The organism is Propionispora sp. 2/2-37 (genome assembly GCF_001298735.1).
Taxonomy (GTDB): Bacteria; Bacillota; Negativicutes; order Propionisporales; family Propionisporaceae; genus Propionispora.
Genome location: NZ_CYSP01000023.1, coordinates 15,701 through 34,806, shown reverse-complemented (window position 1 = coordinate 34,806; position 19,106 = coordinate 15,701). Strand labels below are relative to the sequence as shown.

Below are 19,106 nucleotides of genomic sequence, written 5' to 3'. Positions count from 1 at the left end.
CAGGTCTACAGATAAAAAAGAATAGTTTATCCCTGCATATCCCCTGTTAAGTTCTGCTATTCTCGTTTGCCCCAGCCTGCAATAAACCATAATTTTTTATGACCACAATCGGGGTACGTTGTGATGCGTTACCGAAGGGATTATCTATCAATACTTTTGCTAATTGCCTTGGATCTATACCATCAGTAACCCCTAAAACGGCTGCCCTTTTTAAATCGTTGACATCAGCTACCGCCGCACCATAGCATCCCAGACGTTTTTTAATCTCTTCAGCGACGTCCCCGGGATTCTGCGGCCCATATACCAGATGTTTGTCATATGGCGGCATAGTTCCGGTCACATCGTCAATAAGAGCCGCCTGTTCTCCTGCCAATTGATAAAAAACACCGTTTTTCCCCACCAGTTTGGCAAACATCCCAACAATCATGGCAAAAAGCACCCGCCATTTTCCCTCCGCATCCATCGCGGCCTGCATGCCATAGATGCTGGAAAGACTGCCCTTTTGTGGTACAAAACGGTTTAATATCCTGGCCAGAAAACATACTTGCATTTCTTCCGGACGGATTAAACGTCCCTGTGTAATAGCCACCACACTTTCCGCTACAGATACCACATCGTTCGGTCCGATGTCCTTTCCGGCATATTCTTCAATGGCATCCACAATATTGTCTTTATGTGTCAACAGCCGGGTGCGTACCGGCAATAATTCAATATCAGCCATGCGTTTTTCCCCCTATTTTTCCGCCTGCGCCGCAGCACCGGCACAATATGCCTTCAATAAATCCGCCGCGTCCACACCAAGGCGCGGCCCCTTGGTGATATACCATTCGCTGCGGGCAACAACCTGATATACAATATCCAGAGACATATCGACCATTTCCGGTAAGGTCTGGTCAATATCCCCGTTTTTAGCCTTCAAAATCAGCGTAACAGTGACAGCCTGTCCCGTTCCTTTCGGAACAATAAGCGCTTCCCAGTAAGCGTCCGTACGCGGATCACTCTCCAGCGACAGCCGCGAAACGACCTCCACACCGTCATATTGTTCATGAGGTAAGAAATGTCTTGTATAAGCATCCATGATAGTACCATCCTGCGATCCCTTGTTAATAAAAGGAATGGTACAGGCAAAAACTGCTTTTTCCCGGTCTGCTCCCACCAAAACAAATTCTGTCCGCTGCTCTGTCAAAAAGCGGAACTCAGCATCTCCCTGCCGGGCAATATACAACCATACTGCCAAAATCAGCAGTACTGCCAATACAATAATAAAGGTTAAAAAATCCACAACCCTGCCCCCATTTTTTCCATTTTAGCCATAACAACATCAGCTTCAGATCATAGTAAATCCGCTATTGCTATTTTATCCCCAGAATACTCTTTTTTAACAAACTCTTCTATGTGTTTAGGGAAAATCCTGCAAATTTACTAGTGCAAATTCTGTATTCGTCTCCGGAAGAATCACGTTGGCAAACCGCTTTACCCGTTCAAGATCAGCGGAAAAATACAGTTTTACCCGTCCTGTTTTTCGTTGTCCGGAAAATTTTTGTTCTTCGGCTAGCATCCTCCGGGCATCTTCGGCAGTTTGTTTTGCCGGATCAATTAAAGTTACGCCCGGTCCCAGGATACGGCCAATGACTGAACTGACAAACGGATAATGTGTGCATCCCAGAATAACCGTATCGACTTCGGCTTGCTTCATCGAATCAATATACTCATGAGCTACTGCTTCAATCACCTCTCCTTCCAATTCTTCCCGCTCAATTAACGGAACGAATTTCGGACAAGCCTGAGGGAAAAAACGGACGTCCGCATCCATACTTCTCGCGTCGCTGGCATGCTTTCCACTGGCAATGGTTGCCTCTGTGGCCAAAACCCCGATACGCTTAGATGCGCTAAGGGCTAAGGCCGCCTGTACACCACTATTTACACCAACCATGCTGTAAGCATAGCTGCCCCGCACGGCGGGAAGTCCCAATGCTGTCATCGTATTACATGCCACTACGACCATTTTTACCTTTTGATCTGCCATAAAAGAAAGAATTTGCTGCATGAACGCCATAATCTCCGACGGCGTTCTCGATCCATAGGGTGCACGGGCGGTGTCCCCGAAATATAACAGGTCCTCGTTGGGCATAACGCGGATTAGTTCCTTTACCACCGTCAGTCCACCAATTCCCGAATCAAATACCCCTATTGGCGCATTGCTCATCCCGGAACCTCCTCACCCTATTTTCTGTACCGTCGGGAATTCTATACCTCTTGTCCCTGGCCGGCTCTTAGTAAACGCTTCGCGTACTTTTCCGGCAGACGGACAATTTTTCCGCTGCCATCAGTAAATACATTTTGCGTCCACCCTTCTGCCAGCAACAAGCCGTCTTCTTCCCTTAGCACCCGGTAAGTAAATTCCATCTTGGCTCTGGAGGCTTCGTGCAAAATTGTCTCAATCAAAAGATAATCGTCGAACTTAGCTGAAGCCCGGTAATTACAACGTACCTGGGTAATGGGGAACACGATACCCTCAGCCATCAAATCCAATAACAAAATTCCCGACTGCCTCAGGTATTCCACCCGCCCCATTTCAAACCAGCGGAAATAATTAGAATGATGTACAACTCCCATCATGTCTGTTTCTACAAAACGCACTTTTTCCCGAACGCTCACCATATTTTCACCTTCTTCTAGCAATGAACTCTGGCCTGCCTCACACGCCTGTCCGGGGTTGGTAAACAACCACAAAAAAAGCACGCGCGCGCATGCCCAAAAATACCTTTACTTATTGTACTGCCCTTTTTCTCTTTTGTCAAAAACCCGCCGGTGCCCTCAGATTATCAAGTACTGTCCCGTTGCCACGCCTAAAAGCTGCTTAAAGGACGCACTGTTTTAGAAATGTAAGATGCTTTGAATGACTCTGCGTACGACAAGCTTCAGTAACCAGAAACCTGCCATTAAAAAACCTATAAAAAAGGAGCCTGACGGCTCCATACAATAACTACCGGGTTGCTCCAAGGGTTCGAAAAAAATGCCGGATGGATTTCGGCGAATCAGTCTTTTGCCTATCCAAAGGGGGTGCCGCCACCACCAAACCACACTTTGCACAACGGGTAAAATATCGTTTCTCTCGTATACCTGACGGAGTTATATCAACCGTTTCAAAAATCTTACCACCGCAACGACATTCCCCTTTCCCCAAACCTTCGCACCCTCTTTCCGCTTTTTACCTTATAGTACCACAGTCCCAAGCACAGTGCAAAAGTCCCAGATTCTTTATACTGCTAAATTTAAGACTCAAGTCTTATTTATAATGAATTTCCAGATAATTAGCCGTTTTTCAGCATTTATCATTATATACCGGCATTTTTCGCTCAGCTTCACGCCAAAATACCGTTAAATACAAAATCCCCGCATAGGGCAGGGATCCATTATCTATTTTCGAATACTGTCAGTCAAGCTTTTATAGAACTCCGTATTCTGAAAACCGTTTTGGATAAAACTATCGTACATGCCCACTCTGGCCACAGTAAGGAAAATCAACAGCGCAATAAGCAAAAAGATAAATTGGATAACTTCCCATACATCTTTTAGTTTACTCACCATATACCCCCTTCTCCACGTCTTCTATCATAACATGAATATAATTTATACAGTCTCAAATAGTGATAATTTTTTTACATTTTTCCTGATGAATTGGTATAATGGTATTGCTGCAATCCCTCCACACAATATTGTGGAGAAAGGCTAACGGCTTTTCCACTGTTAGCCTTATTTTTTTATCATTAGATTGCTTTTATTCTGTTGATGTCCATATTGCCGCCCAAACGCCACAGGCTGATATTATTAATTCCATGTTCCTTGACAATATCTATCCAGTAATTTAACGTTTCCACATCCGCATACCATACTTCATAGGAAATGCCCCCATCCTGATAAGAAAATACCAGACATTGACTGGCTTCGTCTCTTTTGGGCTTAACAGCATGCGAAAGGGCAAGCGACCTGGCTTCGGCCTCGGTCAAAAAATTTTTTTTACCATTGTCTCCCCATAGACAACCGCCGGTTGATAATGCCACCGATTTTTCACCCGGCAGGGCCTTCATGCGTGTTAACGTCTTTTGAATAAACTCTCTGTCGGCTTTTGGTCCGGGCCCGCTATGCAGCCCATACAGGTTATAAACCATTACGACATACTCAGGCCCCTGGGGAAGACTTGCCACAGCAAAGGGCACACTGGGTTCGAGTACAATCCTTACTTTTAAATTATTTTTCAAAGCTTCAGCATATAGCTTATCAACAAATCTGGAGAAGGACCGCCCAGTTTCCCCATCCTTCCATACCCTTTCATAATCAATTTCCAGGCCATCATATCCGCCCTGCAAAGTCAGGGCAATGATTTCGGCAATATGCCTTTCCATAGTCTTATCATTAGAAAACAACCTGTGAAGGATTTCCATATCCTTTAGAATAACCGAACCGTCAGCATTTTGTTTGTCATTCACTAAAGTAAGATATATTTCCTGTCCTTCTTGCTTCCTGTCCTGAATCTTTTTATCGCCAAGTTCTGCTGGAATAAACAAGCGATCCTCTTTATCAAAATAAGCACCAAAATAGGAAACTTTATCTACCTTATGCCCCAGCCGGCTTAAATCCCTTTTCCCTGCGTCCAAATCCCAGTAAGCTATCCATGCCGCTCTTTGGGCCGGTTCCTTGGCGGCTGCCGTAAAAATAGATTGACTTCCGTAATTACAGCCGGCCAGGATCACAAAAACCGATACCAGTAGGGCTGCTTTACCGATTTTATCAAACAGCCTGTCCACCCCCTTTTTCTGCTTACAAGGTTACAATAAACCAGTTTATAAGCGCTTCCCAGGACCGTTCCACCTTTAACTTGACCGCTTCCCAGCCTTGCACCCTGCCGTCAAATAAAACTTTTTCCTTTTCGGTTCCTGCATTTTCGGTAATGATTAATTTTTCAAATACGCCATCGTATACATCGTCTGCCAGATTCCTCTGGCTCCAGCCAGAACCTCCCCAGGCCGTTTCCAGGTAAACAGTTCCCGCTTGGGTATCCGACACCGGCAAATCGGTTACAGCGTCTTTGCCATCAATCGCTACGTTAAGTTTATTCCCCCTGAGTGAAAGGACCAACAACCGGTCTCCTTGCGCATGAATACTGAGAGCAGGTACATATTCCTCTGCTCCGTCTGCCAGGCCGGACACAGGTTCCAATCTCTTATGCTTCAACCGTTCAGCATACACTTTAGCCTTTTCAACAGAATCAGCATATTGAATAAAGGTTTCCAATTCCCGTATTTCCGCCGCTTTTTTATCCTGGGGAACGGATAGCCGTTCTTTACCGTCATGCTTGTCTAGGTTTAACGTAAACAATTCCCGTTCGGTACCACCGTTTTTTTCCGTTATATATAGAACATTATTGAGAAGGTATACGGATACAAACCGGTTAAAAGACTCATCCGCCCGAAGATATATTTTCTGCAAACCCAGCTTATTCCCTTTCAATCTGACAGAAAGTTTGACATCCCCGAAATCATTACTGTTTTTTAAGCGTACCAGTCCTTTATCCTGGGGAAGCGAAGTCAAAATTATCCGGTCTTCTTGAATTTCCAAAGCCCCTTTCAACGTTTCCCATGCTTTTTGCCTGCTCACATCTCCCGCAGTAAACGCCACTTCCTGATCAATATCACATTTAATCCTCATTAGTAAATGGTTGGTGTACCAATACGCCTGCGGCTGCATTCGGGTTAAATCATAGACACTGCTGTTTCTCTTATTGAAAGAAAAACCTTCCCGGTTAACATTCACGGCAAATAATTTTTTTATCCAGTATTCATTTATGGCACTTACCCTATCATTATTGCCAAAACTTCCCGTATTGGAGTGCATTAAGACATGCAGGCCTGGCACATAGCCAATAGACTGGGTATATATATCCCTTAGTCTTTCATAATCATATGAAATTCTTTCCTTCATTTTGCCGTAGCTCTCTTTGGGGACCCCATATTCATCACGGATATAATCCATCAAATAGTGATTATATTTACGCCCTAAATAAGGAGCAATACCCGCATGCTCTAAGGGATCCAATTTTCCCAGATAATTGCCATAACGGTCAAATACATTAATAAATTCCAGACGGTATCCGTTTGTCCCCATTTCCCAAAACGTGCTTTTCTCGAGGTCCTTCAATTCCGGTGGCATCAAAAATTTAGTATCTTTTTTCGCAAATTTTTCCGGATATGTCAGCATGGTTGCCTTGTAATTCAGCTCTTCCAAAATCTTCTGCGAAAAAATGGCGGTATCCCTCCTGCCGTCTTCAAACATTAAGAATAAGGATTTTTCAGGCAGTTCTTTACCGGACTGATAATAATCCAAAATATCCTGTTGCGTGATGGTTACATAGCCTAGATCTTTCAACGCTTGCAAATGTTCGCGCAAACGTTCCACGCCGATTAAATTTTGATCCCCGTTCCTTGCTACCCCAAAATAAGCAAGGGCAATAAACCCTTTATCACCGGAAAACCTTGTATTCTGTACGGTATACGGACTATATTGCTTCAGGGTGAATAACGCGGCAAGGCAGATACCGGCCACAGCAAGAAGAATAACAATTTGCAGGATTACGCGAATTACTTTTTTCCGGTCTTTCCGGGCAGTATATTCCTCATTTGCTATCATTTCTCACGCCCTCTCTTGCTTTCCGCGATTCTTTTTCAGCATTTCTGCAAGATCTGCCGGTGTCATGCGGGTTCCCCAGGTAGTTTTCCAGAAAGTGAGCCAGGCAACCGGCATTTGCCATAATAATACGGCTTCATAATATACGCAAAACCATAGCCCAAAAATCCACGTCGAACTTTTTCTTAGAAATAACTGTGCCATGCTCATGAGTAAAGCCATCAAACATAGCCCGATGATGAAAGTAACCGGAAATACTCTGTGCACAAGCGGAATGTAAACCAGGTTATACAGGACAATAAGCGGTGCCAGAACCGGTACGAGCACTCCCATATAAAAAGATAAGGCCATAAAAGGCTCCTTTCTCCACATAAACCGGGATGCAACCAGTGATTCTCTCAGCCAAGAACGTTTCCAGCGCATCTGCTGTTTTAAAAAGACAGAGTAGCCGTTCGGCACAATGGTATTACATACTGCCGTATCCTGATAACATGTCCGGTTTTGCCGCAGTATAAAATTTGTCATGCTACGGTCGTCGCCAAAGGTAGCTTTTTGTCCTAAAAACTTTTGATTTAACCATGCATCCATATAATTAATAATCAAATCTTTCCGGTAACAAGAAAGCGGACCGGAAAGACAGGTAACCGCGTCAAAATAACTTTCGGCCGCCTTCATAATGCGAAAAGCGATATAATACCGTACCGCCTGCATTTTCGTCAGGGCATTCGTATACGTATTGGCAACATCAGTCCTGCCGGAAACACCGCCCATCTTTGCATCCTTAAACGGCTGCACAATATTACGAATAGCAAACGGTTCCAGGAAACTGTCCGAATCGACAAACACAACCAGTTCATGGCGTGCCATTAACGCCCCCTTAGCGAGAGCTTCCCTCTTACCGGCATTTTTCTCCTGACGAATATAATGCAGCCTGTTGCTTATATCATAGCGTTCTTCTTTACTCTTCAGTTCTTCCACAACTTCTCTAATCTTTTCAAATGATTGGTCGTTAGAGCAATCGTCGACAACAATCACTTCCAGTTTATCAAGGGGATAATCCTGATTTACGCAACCTAGAATCGTTCTTTGTATCCACTGCTCCTCATTAAAGCAGGGAATAACAATCGTAACCCCCGGTGTATAATTCTTATCGATGGGAACCGGCCGGTAAAAAGAAGCAAAAAGATATCTGGTAAGCAAAAAGGTCGCCGCAATAATACTGTACATGTATAATATTTTATTAAATTTAAAATACAGTACGCTTTCCGCTCTCATCAACAGAATGCAGGCTGAAATAAAAAACAGAAAAAACGCAGCTACGGAAAGCATATACCAGTTTTTCTTTTTCGTCGCATACTGTGCCAATGACTCTATAAATTCTACGCCACATAGAGTTTTGCCGTCAGGATTCTGACCCAAACGAACATATTTTGCAGCTATGTTGACTTTCATTTCATAACCTTCCGGCATAGTACCGGGCGTTATGGTGAACCGCAGGTTAAATTTCGCCGCTTGGGCCAAATCCTGCGCCACTTCCGGCGAAATTTCCAATAACATGCCGGTCGTGGATATATCCACGCCTCTTCCGATACACTTCACTTTTTTATCGGGCAGAACATACTCAATAGCTACCTCATAATCAACTAAATAACGCCTGCCCATATTATCGTTTGCAATAAGATTTGAGATATTATCCGATTGATTTCCACCCTGAACCCGGCGTCTGTCGATGTTGCTTCGCAGCCCTTCTTTATCAGGAACTTTGGGCAACAGCCTGCGGTCAGGCTTGGAAACCAGTAAAACATCCTCGGTTTTTTTTACCTCATCATGAAATATTTTCACGCCCACTCCCTGCCATTTCTGCGCCGCTTTCAATAACACAGCATATTATAAACCCGCTCTTACCAACATCATACTGCTTCACTCTGTTGCTGCCGGACCTTATCATGGCTGTATCTTTTTTCTAATTCAATACCGCTTAATTTGAGAATAACCGTCTGTAAGATAATCCGACAACCTGCCAACCTTAAATTTCGAAGGATCAGAGTCATCTTTGGCCTCATTGGCAGTCAGCAGGATATCTAAAGCCACTGCCGTATACCGGGAACTGTCCGTCATATGCATAACCAGAATAGCTCCTTTTTTTAACTCTCCGTTTTGAGTGTAGATTCCCTTTTTTATTGTTTCTATCAGTTCAGAGACACTCTCGGCCTTATAGTCATATGTGCTGGTAGAGCCTGAAATGATATATTCGTAACCGGTTTCCAGCAGCGTTGCCAAGCCCATTTTACTGATAGCTAAAGTTGGCGGACGGAAAAACCGGGTTAAGGACGGCTTCCCATTAACAACAACGTCGCCTGTAACATCACTCAGTTTTTTATATGATGTAGCCAGGTCTTCGGTGTACTCTTCTTTATTTTGGGTCGCTACCTGCTTCCCCGTTTTCAAGTCACGGATGGCCATCGGTTTATGTTTTTCGGAATGACTGCCAATGTCATTCCCCTGCATGGCAATGGACCGAAGCAAGTTGGGGTTATTCAATACATTATTGGTAATCACAAAGAAGGATGCCGCTACATGATGCTTGCGCAGGACATACAGTATTTTATTAATAGACGCATCCGTTCCCCAGTCATCAAAGGTAAGAAAAATAACATTGTCTTTGGTGTGTATGAGCCCGCTTTTATCAAGACGGCGGGTATCCATTTTAGAAAAGCCGAGCATGCGGTCCTCGTAAACGACTTCATCGTTCCCGATATAGCGCTTAGAAACTTCGGATAAAAAATTATGTTGATAATTGTTTTTCCTAGCCCCGCCGGATCTTAGCCGTTCTGGAATACGCGCCGGGTCCACCGGATATTGATAAATAAATTTAGAATTATGCAGAATAGCACCTACCGGTTTTATTACATATTGCGAATCATTGGCAGGATTGCTTGCGGGATTGTCATAAAAAGTTGCATAAGCGATATTATCCACTTTACGCTGTTTAATCGCTTCAATCAGGTCGCCTGCCAGCCGGTCATTGGCATAATAGTCCATTCTAAAATGAACAATCTGACCGCGGGCCAAAGAAAATGTAGCTTTACCAAAAATTTCGGCCATAACCTGATCTGCAGAGCTGTAATCTTTATGTTTACTTTGTACTACATTGACGGACTGCCCTATCATCTGACAGCCTGAAGCTTGAATGGCTTCTTTGGTTATATCCGTTATAACTCCCCATGGCTGCTTAACCAAATTGGTAGTTACCCCAAACTGTTCCCGCAGCAAATTGCGGCTGCGTACAATGCGCTGACGGATTTCGTCGAAATTTTCTCCTTCTTTCGGTCTGATCGCTATCCCGATTTCATGCCCATTGGCAATAATTTTCCGTACGGTTTCCGGATATCGCTGCATTTCGATTTCCATTACAAAGAAGGTCGCCTTGATCCCCAAAGCCTGCAATCTATTCAGTACGTCGTCAACTGCCGTACGGTTAGACAATCCGCCAAAGGTAAAGGCGATCGCCGGTTCCGTGGTGAAAACCATTTTAATTTCTTCGGCTTTGTCCAGCTCCCGCTCTGCCGCATAAGCAGTCCGGCAGCTAAAAAAATCCGTAATCTGTTTTTGAAGGGCGGATGCTATGTTTACCCAGACAAATGCACTGTCACGTTTTATTACTCCCGGCAGGCCATTTTGCCGAAAAGTGGTTTGTCCAGGTTTGGGAACCAGATTATGTTTTGAGAAATTCTCTACAAAAGTTGTAGTATAATTTGCCTTTTGCAGTGCAGCCAAAAGCTTTTCTACCGCGCCGACAATATCTTTTTTTTCTGTCATAGGCTTTTGCTGCAATTCTTTCAGTCCCGGCTGTTTGTCTACTGCCGGTTTTAAATCCGTTCTTCCCGCTTCATTTACAGGTGGCTCAACATTGGTTTTCAGTTTAACCGAAACAATATTCCCGGGCTTTAGCTGGCTCACAAAATCATCGGCATTGGCAAGTGAATTTATTTGCTGGACGTTCAGAAAAACATCGCTTTTTACGAGACTGTTAAACCCACAAGCTCTCGCCGCCCGCAGCAATGAATCGGTATATTTTGTATCATTGCATTTTAAGAGATTCGGTTCTTGATCAGTAGTTACTTTAATGATTTTTTGTGCCCGGGAAAAATCTGCGACTAGCCGTTCCACAGGCAAGGCTTCCATCTTAGGCAGACCGGAAAGTGTGTAATTTTCTACCTTGTGTCCCTGTTGTTTAATGTCGGCCACGCTTTGCGGCTCTTCAGCGGTTTGCACTCCGTCAACAAAAAAAGTCGCCTGAGCATTATATGTATGTAATAAATTTAAAATTTGCTGAATGGTAGCGTGATCGGTTAATCCATCAAAAGTCAGGGCTATTTGACGCCTGCCGCTGCTACTATGCGTTATAACACCGGCTTTTTCCCGGCTGTTCTTCAGCCTTTCCAGTGCCTGTGCGATTTCCGTCTCAGCATGATAAACGCTCTCCATATCGGTCATATTGCGATAGTCACCAGTTGTCTGCGGAGTAAAGAAAGCCTTCAGGAAAAACACGCCTGCCAGGCAGACACCGGCAGCCACCAGCAGGAATAAGACCGTTTTCTTATTGTCCACCTAATCACCCCTTATAGACTCCAGTAGCAGTAACCCATTTCTATTATGGAACTATATGCAAATATATTTTTTATATCAACAACAACATTGGTTTCCGGCTGATTTTGCTGCTTAAACATCCCTGCAAGCTCGGTTAGTTCCAACTCTTTAAATTGACGATGTGCTACCAAAAATACCAGGCAATCCGCATCGTGAACATCGCCGATATCCACTAATTCCTCATTACACTCCCGCTGGAACTCTGCTTTATCAACAACCGGATCCACCACTTTCACCTTGATCCCATACTCAGCCAGGTGTTTACAGACATCCAAGGCTTTTGAGTTGCGAATATCCGGACAGTTTTCTTTGAAAGTGATTCCCATAATATAGATGCTGGATTTTTTTACATGCTTATCTGCCTGAATCATCTTTTTTATTACGGCATTTGCAACAAAAATCGCCATATTGTCATTGATTTTTCTGCCGGCGGCAATAATCTGCGAATGATATCCCAACAACTCCGCCTGATAAATAAAATAATACGGATCGACCCCGATGCAGTGTCCACCTACCAGTCCCGGATAAAAGCCCAGAGCATTCCATTTCGTATTCATGGCAGCAATCACATCCTGAGTACGAATGCCCATCCGGTCAAATACCATGGCCAGTTCATTCATAAAAGCAATATTAATATCTCTTTGTGCATTTTCAACCAGCTTCGCAGCTTCCGCCACTTTAATGCTGGGGGCTTTATAAATACCGGCGCGAATAATCAGCCCATAGACGGCGGCTATGTTCTCCAGTGCATCGCGATCCATACCGGAAACAATCTTTTGAATAGTTTCTAATGTATGTACTTTATCTCCGGGATTAATCCGCTCCGGCGAATATCCGACTTTGAAGTCTTCCCCGCAGGTCAGCTTTGATTCACGTTCTAAAATAGGCACACAGACATCTTCCGTAACTCCCGGATATACGGTAGATTCAAAAACAACAATTGTACCGGCCGACATATTTTGTCCAATCATTCTGCTGGCGTTAATAACCGGTGTCAAATCCGGTGTTTTATCGCCATTAACCGGAGTCGGAACAGTAACAATGATAAATTTTGCTTCTTTTAGCCTCCCTGGATCGGTAGTAAACTCCAAGGTCGAACCTTGCATTTTGGTATTTCCAATTTCACGGGTAGGATCAATCCCTTGCCGGTAAATATTGATTTTCTCTCGGTTAATATCAAACCCCAAGGTTTTAACCTGTTCGGAAAAAGCAACTGCAACCGGCAGACCAACGTAACCCAGACCAACAACTGCTAAAAAGTCTTTTTTTCTCCTTATCCTTTCAAATATTTCCAGCTGCATTTCGTTTCACCTTCTAAACTTAAAAATAGTAGGACACTTGACTCCACCAGGTATCACCCTGTCGCCCCAGCATTTTATCTGTCAGATTGTAATATTCCAGACCGCCCACAAAGTTTTCTGCCAGCGTGTAATGCATTCCCAGCCCATATCCTTTAAACCCCTGCATTTGAGTTCCTGCACCGTTCATACCATGAGCGATATAAGTCCCCTGCGGCTGATTGTAATATTTGGTAAATAGATCATAAGTCCCCGGTCTCCAGGTTTTTAAATCCCCATAGTGCAGCCCCATTACATATCCTGTGTTATGCCCGCCGCCGTCTTTTAAACTGGAACCCAAAACCATGGCTCCTATACTGAAATTACTAAAATTGTAGTTCCCTCCCAAAGTCCAGATTGTGTTTTCATCCAAGCTGCCGTTATCCATACGATAGTGATAGATGCCGGCCTCCAGATTATAATCAAAGTCATCGTACCTCGCCGTTGCAATTGCTGTATCTTTGGTATCGTCGTTTTTTCCATAACTGACCGTATACTTTACCGGCCCTTCAAAAACCGCCCTTACCCCTTTAAAACCGCTATCATAAATATTTCCTTCTGCCATTAGATAACCGAAAGAACCGGCCTGTAACGTTGACGAACCAAGTTTACCGGTTACATTAAAACGGGAAAGCTCGGCTTTATTATTGTAATCCACCAAGCTTTTCTGCCCTTCCAGCATGGCATTGGCGCGCCACTGCTCGTTAATTTGCGTATCAAAACCAAGACGGGCACGAATTCCTGAGGAATTAGCATCCCATCGCCCAGCCCCGCTATTGAATGCATAATGATACCGGATTTCACCGTCCATGTTAACTTTATTTGACGGCTGATTGCTGCGATCCCCCACATGCGTCAGTTCTTCCATTAATTCGCTGTATGTTTCCGGATCGACACTGTTGGGAGCAGGACTTGTATTTTGAATGGCAACGCTCTCTTTTACGCTGACGCTGTTCGTTGGCTTTAATTCAATATCGGCATTATTTCTAAGCAATGCCCCCTGGGCGGGATAATCGGCATTTGTAATCATTCTGGTGGTTAGTTGAGCCATATGATAGGAAAAATCAGCTTTTGCTTTTTCCATATCCAAATTCTGATCATTCATTATCCTGGCTGTAAATTTTGCCATTTCATAGGCAAATGCAGTTTTCTGCTCACCAGGTAATAGAGGCAACACTTTTGCTGTTGCCTCTGCCGTTGCATAGGCAACAGTTGCTTTGAAGTTTTCGGCATCGGCCTTGGGAGCTGATACAACGGTTGCTGTGAGCTTTGCCATCTCATAAGCAAATTCAGCTTTAAATGTTTCCTGTTTACCAAGCATAGTCTGTTGACTGCTCGCTCTCCCATTTCCCCGTGCATCTGAAGCATATACAGCATTCTTATTCAGAGCAGTTCCAGATACATCCAGAACTGCTGCCATAAAAAACAACACTATAAGAATTTTTTTCATTTCAAAATTCACCATCCTGATGATCTTGCTGCGACATTATGTATTAAAACCTCATAAAAAATACCTGGCTGCATTTATCGCTATTTTGTAAATGCAGCCAGGCAATCATAGACTTAACATCCTTAGACCCAATGGCTTTGCGTCCCATCTTTTCAGAAGGTTTGCGGACTATATTTTATCTTATAGAAACTTTATTACAAATTTAAAAGTTCGCGAAAGATTAGTAAAATCCTGCTTCATTCTACTAATTCGATTAAAACTATCAGTAAAACGCGAAAAAAGGGATTTTTTCTAATCATACTAAAAAGCTGTATCAACTGCGTTAATCCAAAAGAGAAACCCGCAATTTCATTTTTACATTTTACTGAATTTGTCATATACTTTATCCATAGACAAAATCGTAAGAATAAGAACGTGTGGTTATTACAAGAAAAGCAGTAGCCAATCTACGCATAACGAGCTCTAAATAAAACGGTTAATGCATATTTATCATGATATAAGAAACTATTGATGAAAACCCTATCTGAATGCCTGGAGGAGGAAAATATTATGTGCAAGTTGACCGATAGCAGATTATTTATCTTTGATATGGACGGCTTAATGCTAGATACGGAAACAATCTACTACCAGGCCTGGGATAAATTACTTACCGCGGATGGTTATCAGTTGAATTTTGATTTCTATAAAACGGTAATCGGCTCACCCGATCACACCTTAAAAAGCAAATACTTGGCTGAATTTGGCGACGACTTCCCTTATGATCACTATGTAGAACAATATCAAATTCTCAGTGATCAAATCTTTAAGAAATCCGGTGTAGCGCTCAAGTATGGCTTGACGGATCTACTCGCAGCCTTAACGGAAAAGGGTATTGCCAAAGCGGTAGCCACCTCAAGTCCGCGCAAAAAAATGACGGCACTATTAAAGCAGTGCGGAATTTATCAGGACTTTGATTATTCAATTTGCGGTGACGAATTAACCTCAGGAAAACCCGATCCGGAAATTTTTTTGCGTCTGTTATCTTCCAGCGGCTTTCCGGCTGCCGATGCGGTTGTACTGGAGGACTCGATTAACGGCATATTGGCTGCCTCCTCCGCTAATATCAGGTGTATTTTTGTTAAAGATTTAGTTGAGCCCGATCCGGATATATTAGCTCTTACCCACGCCTCGTTAGCCACTTTAAAAGAAGTAATCGCGCTGCTGTAAAACGCTTGTCGGTAAACGGACATCCCCGCACTGGGCCCAGTGCGGGGATGTCTATCAGTTCATTATTTAAGGCAGAGTATTGCCGGCCGCAAGATAAATTGCGTACCATTCCTCCCGTGTAAGGCTGACTTCTGTTGCTTTTACACAATCTTTTAGACGTTCAACGTTCATGGTGCCGGTCACCGGCTGCATTCGCGCCGGATGACGCAGCAGCCAGGCCATGGCAATGGTGACATTACTCACCTTATAAGTAGCGGCTATTTCATTTATCTTGGCATTAAGCTCCGGAAACTCCGTGTTATCCAGGAACACGCCCTTAAAGAAACCGTGCTGAAAAGGCGACCAAGGCTGTACCGTAATATCATGTATGCGGCAAAAATCAAGAACACTGCCGTCCCGGTTGATAGCGGAATCATCCAGCATATTGACATGCAGTCCCTGATTGATCATACCGGCATGAGCGATGCTAAGCTGGAGCTGATTTGCCACAATAGGCTGTTTTACATATTTTTGAAGCAACTTGATCTGCATGGGGTTTTGGTTGGAAACACCAAAATTGCGAACCTTGCCACTACTTTGCAAAGTATCGAATGCCTCAGCAACTTCCTCCGGTTCTACCAATGCATCCGGACGGTGCAGAAGCAGTACATCCAGATACTCGGTCTGGAGACGCTTCAGGCTGCCCTCCACCGATTCAAGGATGTGATCTTTCGAGAAGTCAAACATCCTTCCACGAACAATGCCGCACTTAGATTGCAAAAAGATTTTTTCACGAATACCGCTGTTCATACCAATGGCTTCGGCAAAAATCTCCTCGCAGGTCCCATCACCATAGATATCCGCATGATCAAAGAAAGTCGCTCCTTCTTCCATGGCAGTTTTAATAAATCGCTCGGCCGCCGGTTTTTCCAACTTGTTGATGCGCATGCAGCCGACAGCGATTGCCGGTACCTGCAATTCTGATTGTCCCAGTTGTATGGTTCTCATAACCTGCCTCCCTGGATGATGTTCTTTACAATAAAACCTTCTACCTTTCATTTTACTAGTTTATAAATCTCCAATACATCCTGCCAGTACAGTTTCTTTAATCCACCGAGGGGATACTCTTCATTGCCGTACGCAGCCCAGGTTGCTTTCTTGGCCATCAGTTCCAGCTGATCCTCTCCGATTCCAATCGCCGCTAAACTAGCAGGAAGCCCCATTTTAGCAAAAAATTCGCGTAAACGGGCTATACCTTCCAGAATCATTCCCTCGGGATCACGATAACTGCCATTTACACCCATTACATTAACTGCAAATTGCAGGAACATGCTAATATTGTCTTTGTAGACATACTGCATCCAGCCGGGAGTAAGCACCGCCAGTCCCGCGCCGTGGGCAACATCGTAAATGGCAGAAAGCTCATGCTCCATGCCATGGCAAGCCCAATCCTGCTCACGTCCCATCCCTACAAGACCGTTGTGGGCAACTGTACCGGCAAAACCGACCTCGGCCCAGGCATCATAATCTTGGGGATTCTTAATCACAAGAAGGGCATTTTTTATAATAGTTTTCAATATTGCCTCACAAAGGCCGTCAGTCAAATCAGTATGCGTAGTATTGGTGAAATAACGTTCAAAAACATGACTCATCATATCGGCCACACCGTTGGCAATCTGGTTCTTCGGCAGTGTAAAAAATAACTCCGGATTCATAACGCTGAGCAGGGGACGCAGTTTCGGGCTGCCATATCCCAACTTCATCTGTTTTTCTTCGTTGGTGATAACCGTGTCGCCGCTTGATTCGCTGCCGGCCGCAGGAATGGTCAGGATGGTGGCAACCGGAAGTGCCTTGTCAACGGGTTTGCTCTCTTCGTAAATATCCCAGACATCGCCGTCATAATATACGCCCATGGCGATAGCCTTGGCGGAATCAATCGCACTTCCGCCGCCTACAGCCAGAACCAGATCGACGCTTTCCTTTTTGCATAGCGCAATCCCCTCGTAAACAAGAGAAAGACGGGGGTTCGGCTTTACACCGCCAAGTTCCACAAAGTCCACACCGCTTTCCTTTAAAGAATCAACCACGGTATCGTATAGGCCACTCTTTTTGATACTGCCGCCCCCGTAATGCAACAAAACTTTCTTAGCATGAGGCTTCAGCAAGGCACCAATTTCCTTTTGTGTATCCCTGCCAAAGAGAATCCGGGCCGGTGCATAAAAATCAAAATTCAGCACAATCTTTTCCCCCTTACCTTTTTCATTCCCGCAAGAGTCTTGACAATCAGTTTTTAAAACCACTATGATATGATTATAAGACTTAATGTTAACTTTAAGTCAAGCATTAATTAGAAGAATCTGGGAGTTCGGCATGGGATATTCAATTAAGCAGATATCAGAAAAAACAAATTTAAGCGCACACGTTTTGCGGTATTATGAAAAAGAAGGCTTGCTACCAAATGTTGAGCGGAGTAAAAGTGGAATCCGCCATTATTCTGAGGACAACCTGGAATGGATCGGCTTAATTTGCTGCTTGAAAAAAACCGGCATGTCGATCAAGCAAATCAGGGAATTTGTGGAATTAAGCACACAAGGTAATCAGACGTTGAAATGCCGCTGCGAAATGCTGATTGATCACAAAAAACACGTGGAGGAACAAATTCAGGAGTTGTATAGACATTTGGAAAAAGTTTGCCATAAAATAGATTATTTTTCCGCACAGTACCAAAAACATATGGAAGATAATTCCTCTGAGAAAATACAGCCATCCATCAAACTTCTTTGACGGGGAACAGCAATGAAAAATCCATTTGCCCGTTAACAGGGAATTCATTAGTCATTAACGGCAAACCGGCATCCTTTTTACATAACAAAATCGAGGGAGATTGGGGTAAATCCAACTTAATGCAGTTCGGGCTCCAATAAAGCAAATTGCACCTGGCAAGAATAGGCCGGGTGCAATTTGCTTTATTATCATACCATCAGTTCTTTTTAGCTGTCTTTAAGCTTGTCAATCTCTCTTAAGTTCTTCCAGACACTGTGGACAATAATCATGCGTAAACTCTGCTTCACTGTGCTGGGCAATGTATCGCTCTAAAGAAATCCAATTACCATTTTCATCCCGTATTTTATGGCAGGAACAACAAAGCGGCAATAACCCTTCTAACTCGGTAATCAGGGAAACATCTTCAATTAACACAATGGCCATAACACTGTTGTCATAGTTTATAGAAGATGCCGTGATTAACAGAGTAAGTTGAACGATCATATCATCCCTGAAAACGTGAAAACTACCTTTATTCCGTGATATAGTCTGGCCTTCTAAAGCCAATAGTATGCTTCTTCTCAACACACACTCCACGCAAGCCGGAGTTGATCCGCAGCCCCCAGGCCGTGATGCATGCACACACCGTAAAAGTTCTCCGCATTTTCTCATTTGTACCTCGTCTGAAGCTGTACAGAAGAACCCCCTCGCCGCCCGGTTAATTGCCTGCACACGTATATCTTCGTTGGCAATTGCTACTGCCAGCGGCATTTCATTAAGAATGAAATCTTTAAAATCTTTGGTCACTACCCGGGAATATAGATTAAAGGACATGAATTCACCTGCTTTAGTGAAAAATCAGCATACAAATATTACTTATTTCGATTTTTCTGTATAAATTCCTTTAGATATTTACAATAAAAACTTGTGCAGCGAACATGGATTGCTTGTCGAAACAATGCCGAAATAGATAATTTTTAAATATAGAAGAATATATTGCCAAAATATAGCGACAGTAATAAAATGATAATTATAAG

Annotated in this window: 16 protein-coding genes and 1 riboswitch; of the genes, 2 read left to right on the top strand and 14 right to left on the bottom strand. The window is 43.6% G+C overall.

Translation table 11 applies throughout. The features are described from left to right. Positions 1-46: 46 nt before the first annotated feature. The 11 genes from P22_RS18560 to P22_RS18515 form a co-directional block, all read right to left on the bottom strand. Positions 47-721, bottom strand: coding sequence for a coenzyme F420-0:L-glutamate ligase (locus tag P22_RS18560; protein ID WP_054261731.1), 675 nt, complete (start codon positions 719-721; stop codon positions 47-49). 12 nt (positions 722-733) lie between these two features. After that, positions 734-1,282: a hypothetical protein gene (locus tag P22_RS18555; RefSeq protein ID WP_054261730.1), complete on the bottom strand. Its 549-nt coding sequence runs from the start codon at positions 1,280-1,282 to the stop codon at positions 734-736. 117 nt (positions 1,283-1,399) lie between these two features. After that, positions 1,400-2,206, bottom strand: coding sequence for a glutamate racemase (murI, locus tag P22_RS18550; protein ID WP_054261729.1), 807 nt, complete (start codon positions 2,204-2,206; stop codon positions 1,400-1,402). A 41-nt stretch (positions 2,207-2,247) separates the two neighbouring features. Continuing rightward, positions 2,248-2,661 carry an acyl-CoA thioesterase gene (locus P22_RS18545; RefSeq protein ID WP_054261728.1) on the bottom strand — a complete coding sequence of 138 codons (414 nt, stop codon included), beginning with the start codon at positions 2,659-2,661 and terminating at the stop codon, positions 2,248-2,250. 759 nt (positions 2,662-3,420) lie between these two features. Further along, complete coding sequence (locus P22_RS20810; RefSeq protein WP_156319057.1) at positions 3,421-3,588, bottom strand: hypothetical protein; 168 nt, start codon at positions 3,586-3,588, stop codon at positions 3,421-3,423. 182 nt (positions 3,589-3,770) lie between these two features. Next, the gene (locus P22_RS18540) at positions 3,771-4,808 is read right to left on the bottom strand and encodes a glycosyl hydrolase family 18 protein (protein WP_054261727.1); all 1,038 of its coding nucleotides are present in this window, start codon (positions 4,806-4,808) and stop codon (positions 3,771-3,773) included. 13 nt (positions 4,809-4,821) lie between these two features. Beyond that, positions 4,822-6,687: a polysaccharide deacetylase family protein gene (locus P22_RS18535; RefSeq protein WP_054261726.1), complete on the bottom strand. Its 1,866-nt coding sequence runs from the start codon at positions 6,685-6,687 to the stop codon at positions 4,822-4,824. A 3-nt stretch (positions 6,688-6,690) separates the two neighbouring features. After that, positions 6,691-8,346 (bottom strand): glycosyltransferase family 2 protein, encoded by a 1,656-nt coding sequence (locus P22_RS18530; RefSeq protein WP_235814722.1) that lies wholly within the window; start codon positions 8,344-8,346, stop codon positions 6,691-6,693. Positions 8,347-8,652: 306 nt separating this feature from the next. Further along, positions 8,653-11,295 (bottom strand): polysaccharide deacetylase family protein, encoded by a 2,643-nt coding sequence (locus P22_RS18525; RefSeq protein WP_054261725.1) that lies wholly within the window; start codon positions 11,293-11,295, stop codon positions 8,653-8,655. Positions 11,296-11,306: 11 nt separating this feature from the next. After that, a complete protein-coding gene (locus P22_RS18520) occupies positions 11,307-12,629 on the bottom strand; it encodes a nucleotide sugar dehydrogenase (RefSeq protein ID WP_054261747.1) in 1,323 nt (440 codons plus the stop codon). 25 nt (positions 12,630-12,654) lie between these two features. After that, positions 12,655-14,121 (bottom strand): S-layer protein, encoded by a 1,467-nt coding sequence (locus P22_RS18515; protein ID WP_172675877.1) that lies wholly within the window; start codon positions 14,119-14,121, stop codon positions 12,655-12,657. 89 nt (positions 14,122-14,210) lie between these two features. Continuing rightward, a riboswitch (cyclic di-GMP riboswitch) is annotated at positions 14,211-14,297 on the bottom strand. A 373-nt stretch (positions 14,298-14,670) separates the two neighbouring features. Here P22_RS18515 and P22_RS18510 point away from each other — a divergent pair. Then, positions 14,671-15,327: an HAD family hydrolase gene (locus P22_RS18510; RefSeq protein WP_054261723.1), complete on the top strand. Its 657-nt coding sequence runs from the start codon at positions 14,671-14,673 to the stop codon at positions 15,325-15,327. 66 nt (positions 15,328-15,393) lie between these two features. Here P22_RS18510 and P22_RS18505 read toward each other — a convergent pair whose 3' ends face one another. Both P22_RS18505 and P22_RS18500 read right to left on the bottom strand, forming a co-directional pair. Then, the gene (locus tag P22_RS18505; RefSeq protein WP_054261722.1) at positions 15,394-16,314 is read right to left on the bottom strand and encodes an aldo/keto reductase; all 921 of its coding nucleotides are present in this window, start codon (positions 16,312-16,314) and stop codon (positions 15,394-15,396) included. Between the two features lie 47 nt (positions 16,315-16,361). After that, a complete protein-coding gene (locus P22_RS18500) occupies positions 16,362-17,543 on the bottom strand; it encodes an iron-containing alcohol dehydrogenase (RefSeq protein WP_054261721.1) in 1,182 nt (393 codons plus the stop codon). Between the two features lie 133 nt (positions 17,544-17,676). Between P22_RS18500 and P22_RS18495 the strand changes: the two genes are divergently transcribed. Next, complete coding sequence (locus P22_RS18495) at positions 17,677-18,090, top strand: MerR family transcriptional regulator (protein WP_054261720.1); 414 nt, start codon at positions 17,677-17,679, stop codon at positions 18,088-18,090. A 225-nt stretch (positions 18,091-18,315) separates the two neighbouring features. Here P22_RS18495 and P22_RS18490 read toward each other — a convergent pair whose 3' ends face one another. Next, a complete protein-coding gene (locus tag P22_RS18490) occupies positions 18,316-18,903 on the bottom strand; it encodes a nitrogen regulation protein NR(II) (RefSeq protein ID WP_054261719.1) in 588 nt (195 codons plus the stop codon). Positions 18,904-19,106: the final 203 nt, after the last annotated feature.

Coding starts and splice junctions, on each gene's coding strand:
- P22_RS18490 (WP_054261719.1), bottom strand. CDS start 18,903: ATGTCCTTTAATCTATATTCCCGGGTAGTGACCAAAGATTTTAAAGAT.
- P22_RS18505 (WP_054261722.1), bottom strand. CDS start 16,314: ATGAGAACCATACAACTGGGACAATCAGAATTGCAGGTACCGGCAATC.
- P22_RS18530 (WP_235814722.1), bottom strand. CDS start 8,346: ATGGGCAGGCGTTATTTAGTTGATTATGAGGTAGCTATTGAGTATGTT.
- murI (WP_054261729.1), bottom strand. CDS start 2,206: ATGAGCAATGCGCCAATAGGGGTATTTGATTCGGGAATTGGTGGACTG.
- P22_RS18560 (WP_054261731.1), bottom strand. CDS start 721: ATGGCTGATATTGAATTATTGCCGGTACGCACCCGGCTGTTGACACAT.
- P22_RS18545 (WP_054261728.1), bottom strand. CDS start 2,661: ATGGTGAGCGTTCGGGAAAAAGTGCGTTTTGTAGAAACAGACATGATG.
- P22_RS18510 (WP_054261723.1), top strand. CDS start 14,671: ATGTGCAAGTTGACCGATAGCAGATTATTTATCTTTGATATGGACGGC.
- P22_RS18495 (WP_054261720.1), top strand. CDS start 17,677: ATGGGATATTCAATTAAGCAGATATCAGAAAAAACAAATTTAAGCGCA.
- P22_RS18535 (WP_054261726.1), bottom strand. CDS start 6,687: ATGATAGCAAATGAGGAATATACTGCCCGGAAAGACCGGAAAAAAGTA.
- P22_RS18515 (WP_172675877.1), bottom strand. CDS start 14,121: ATGAAAAAAATTCTTATAGTGTTGTTTTTTATGGCAGCAGTTCTGGAT.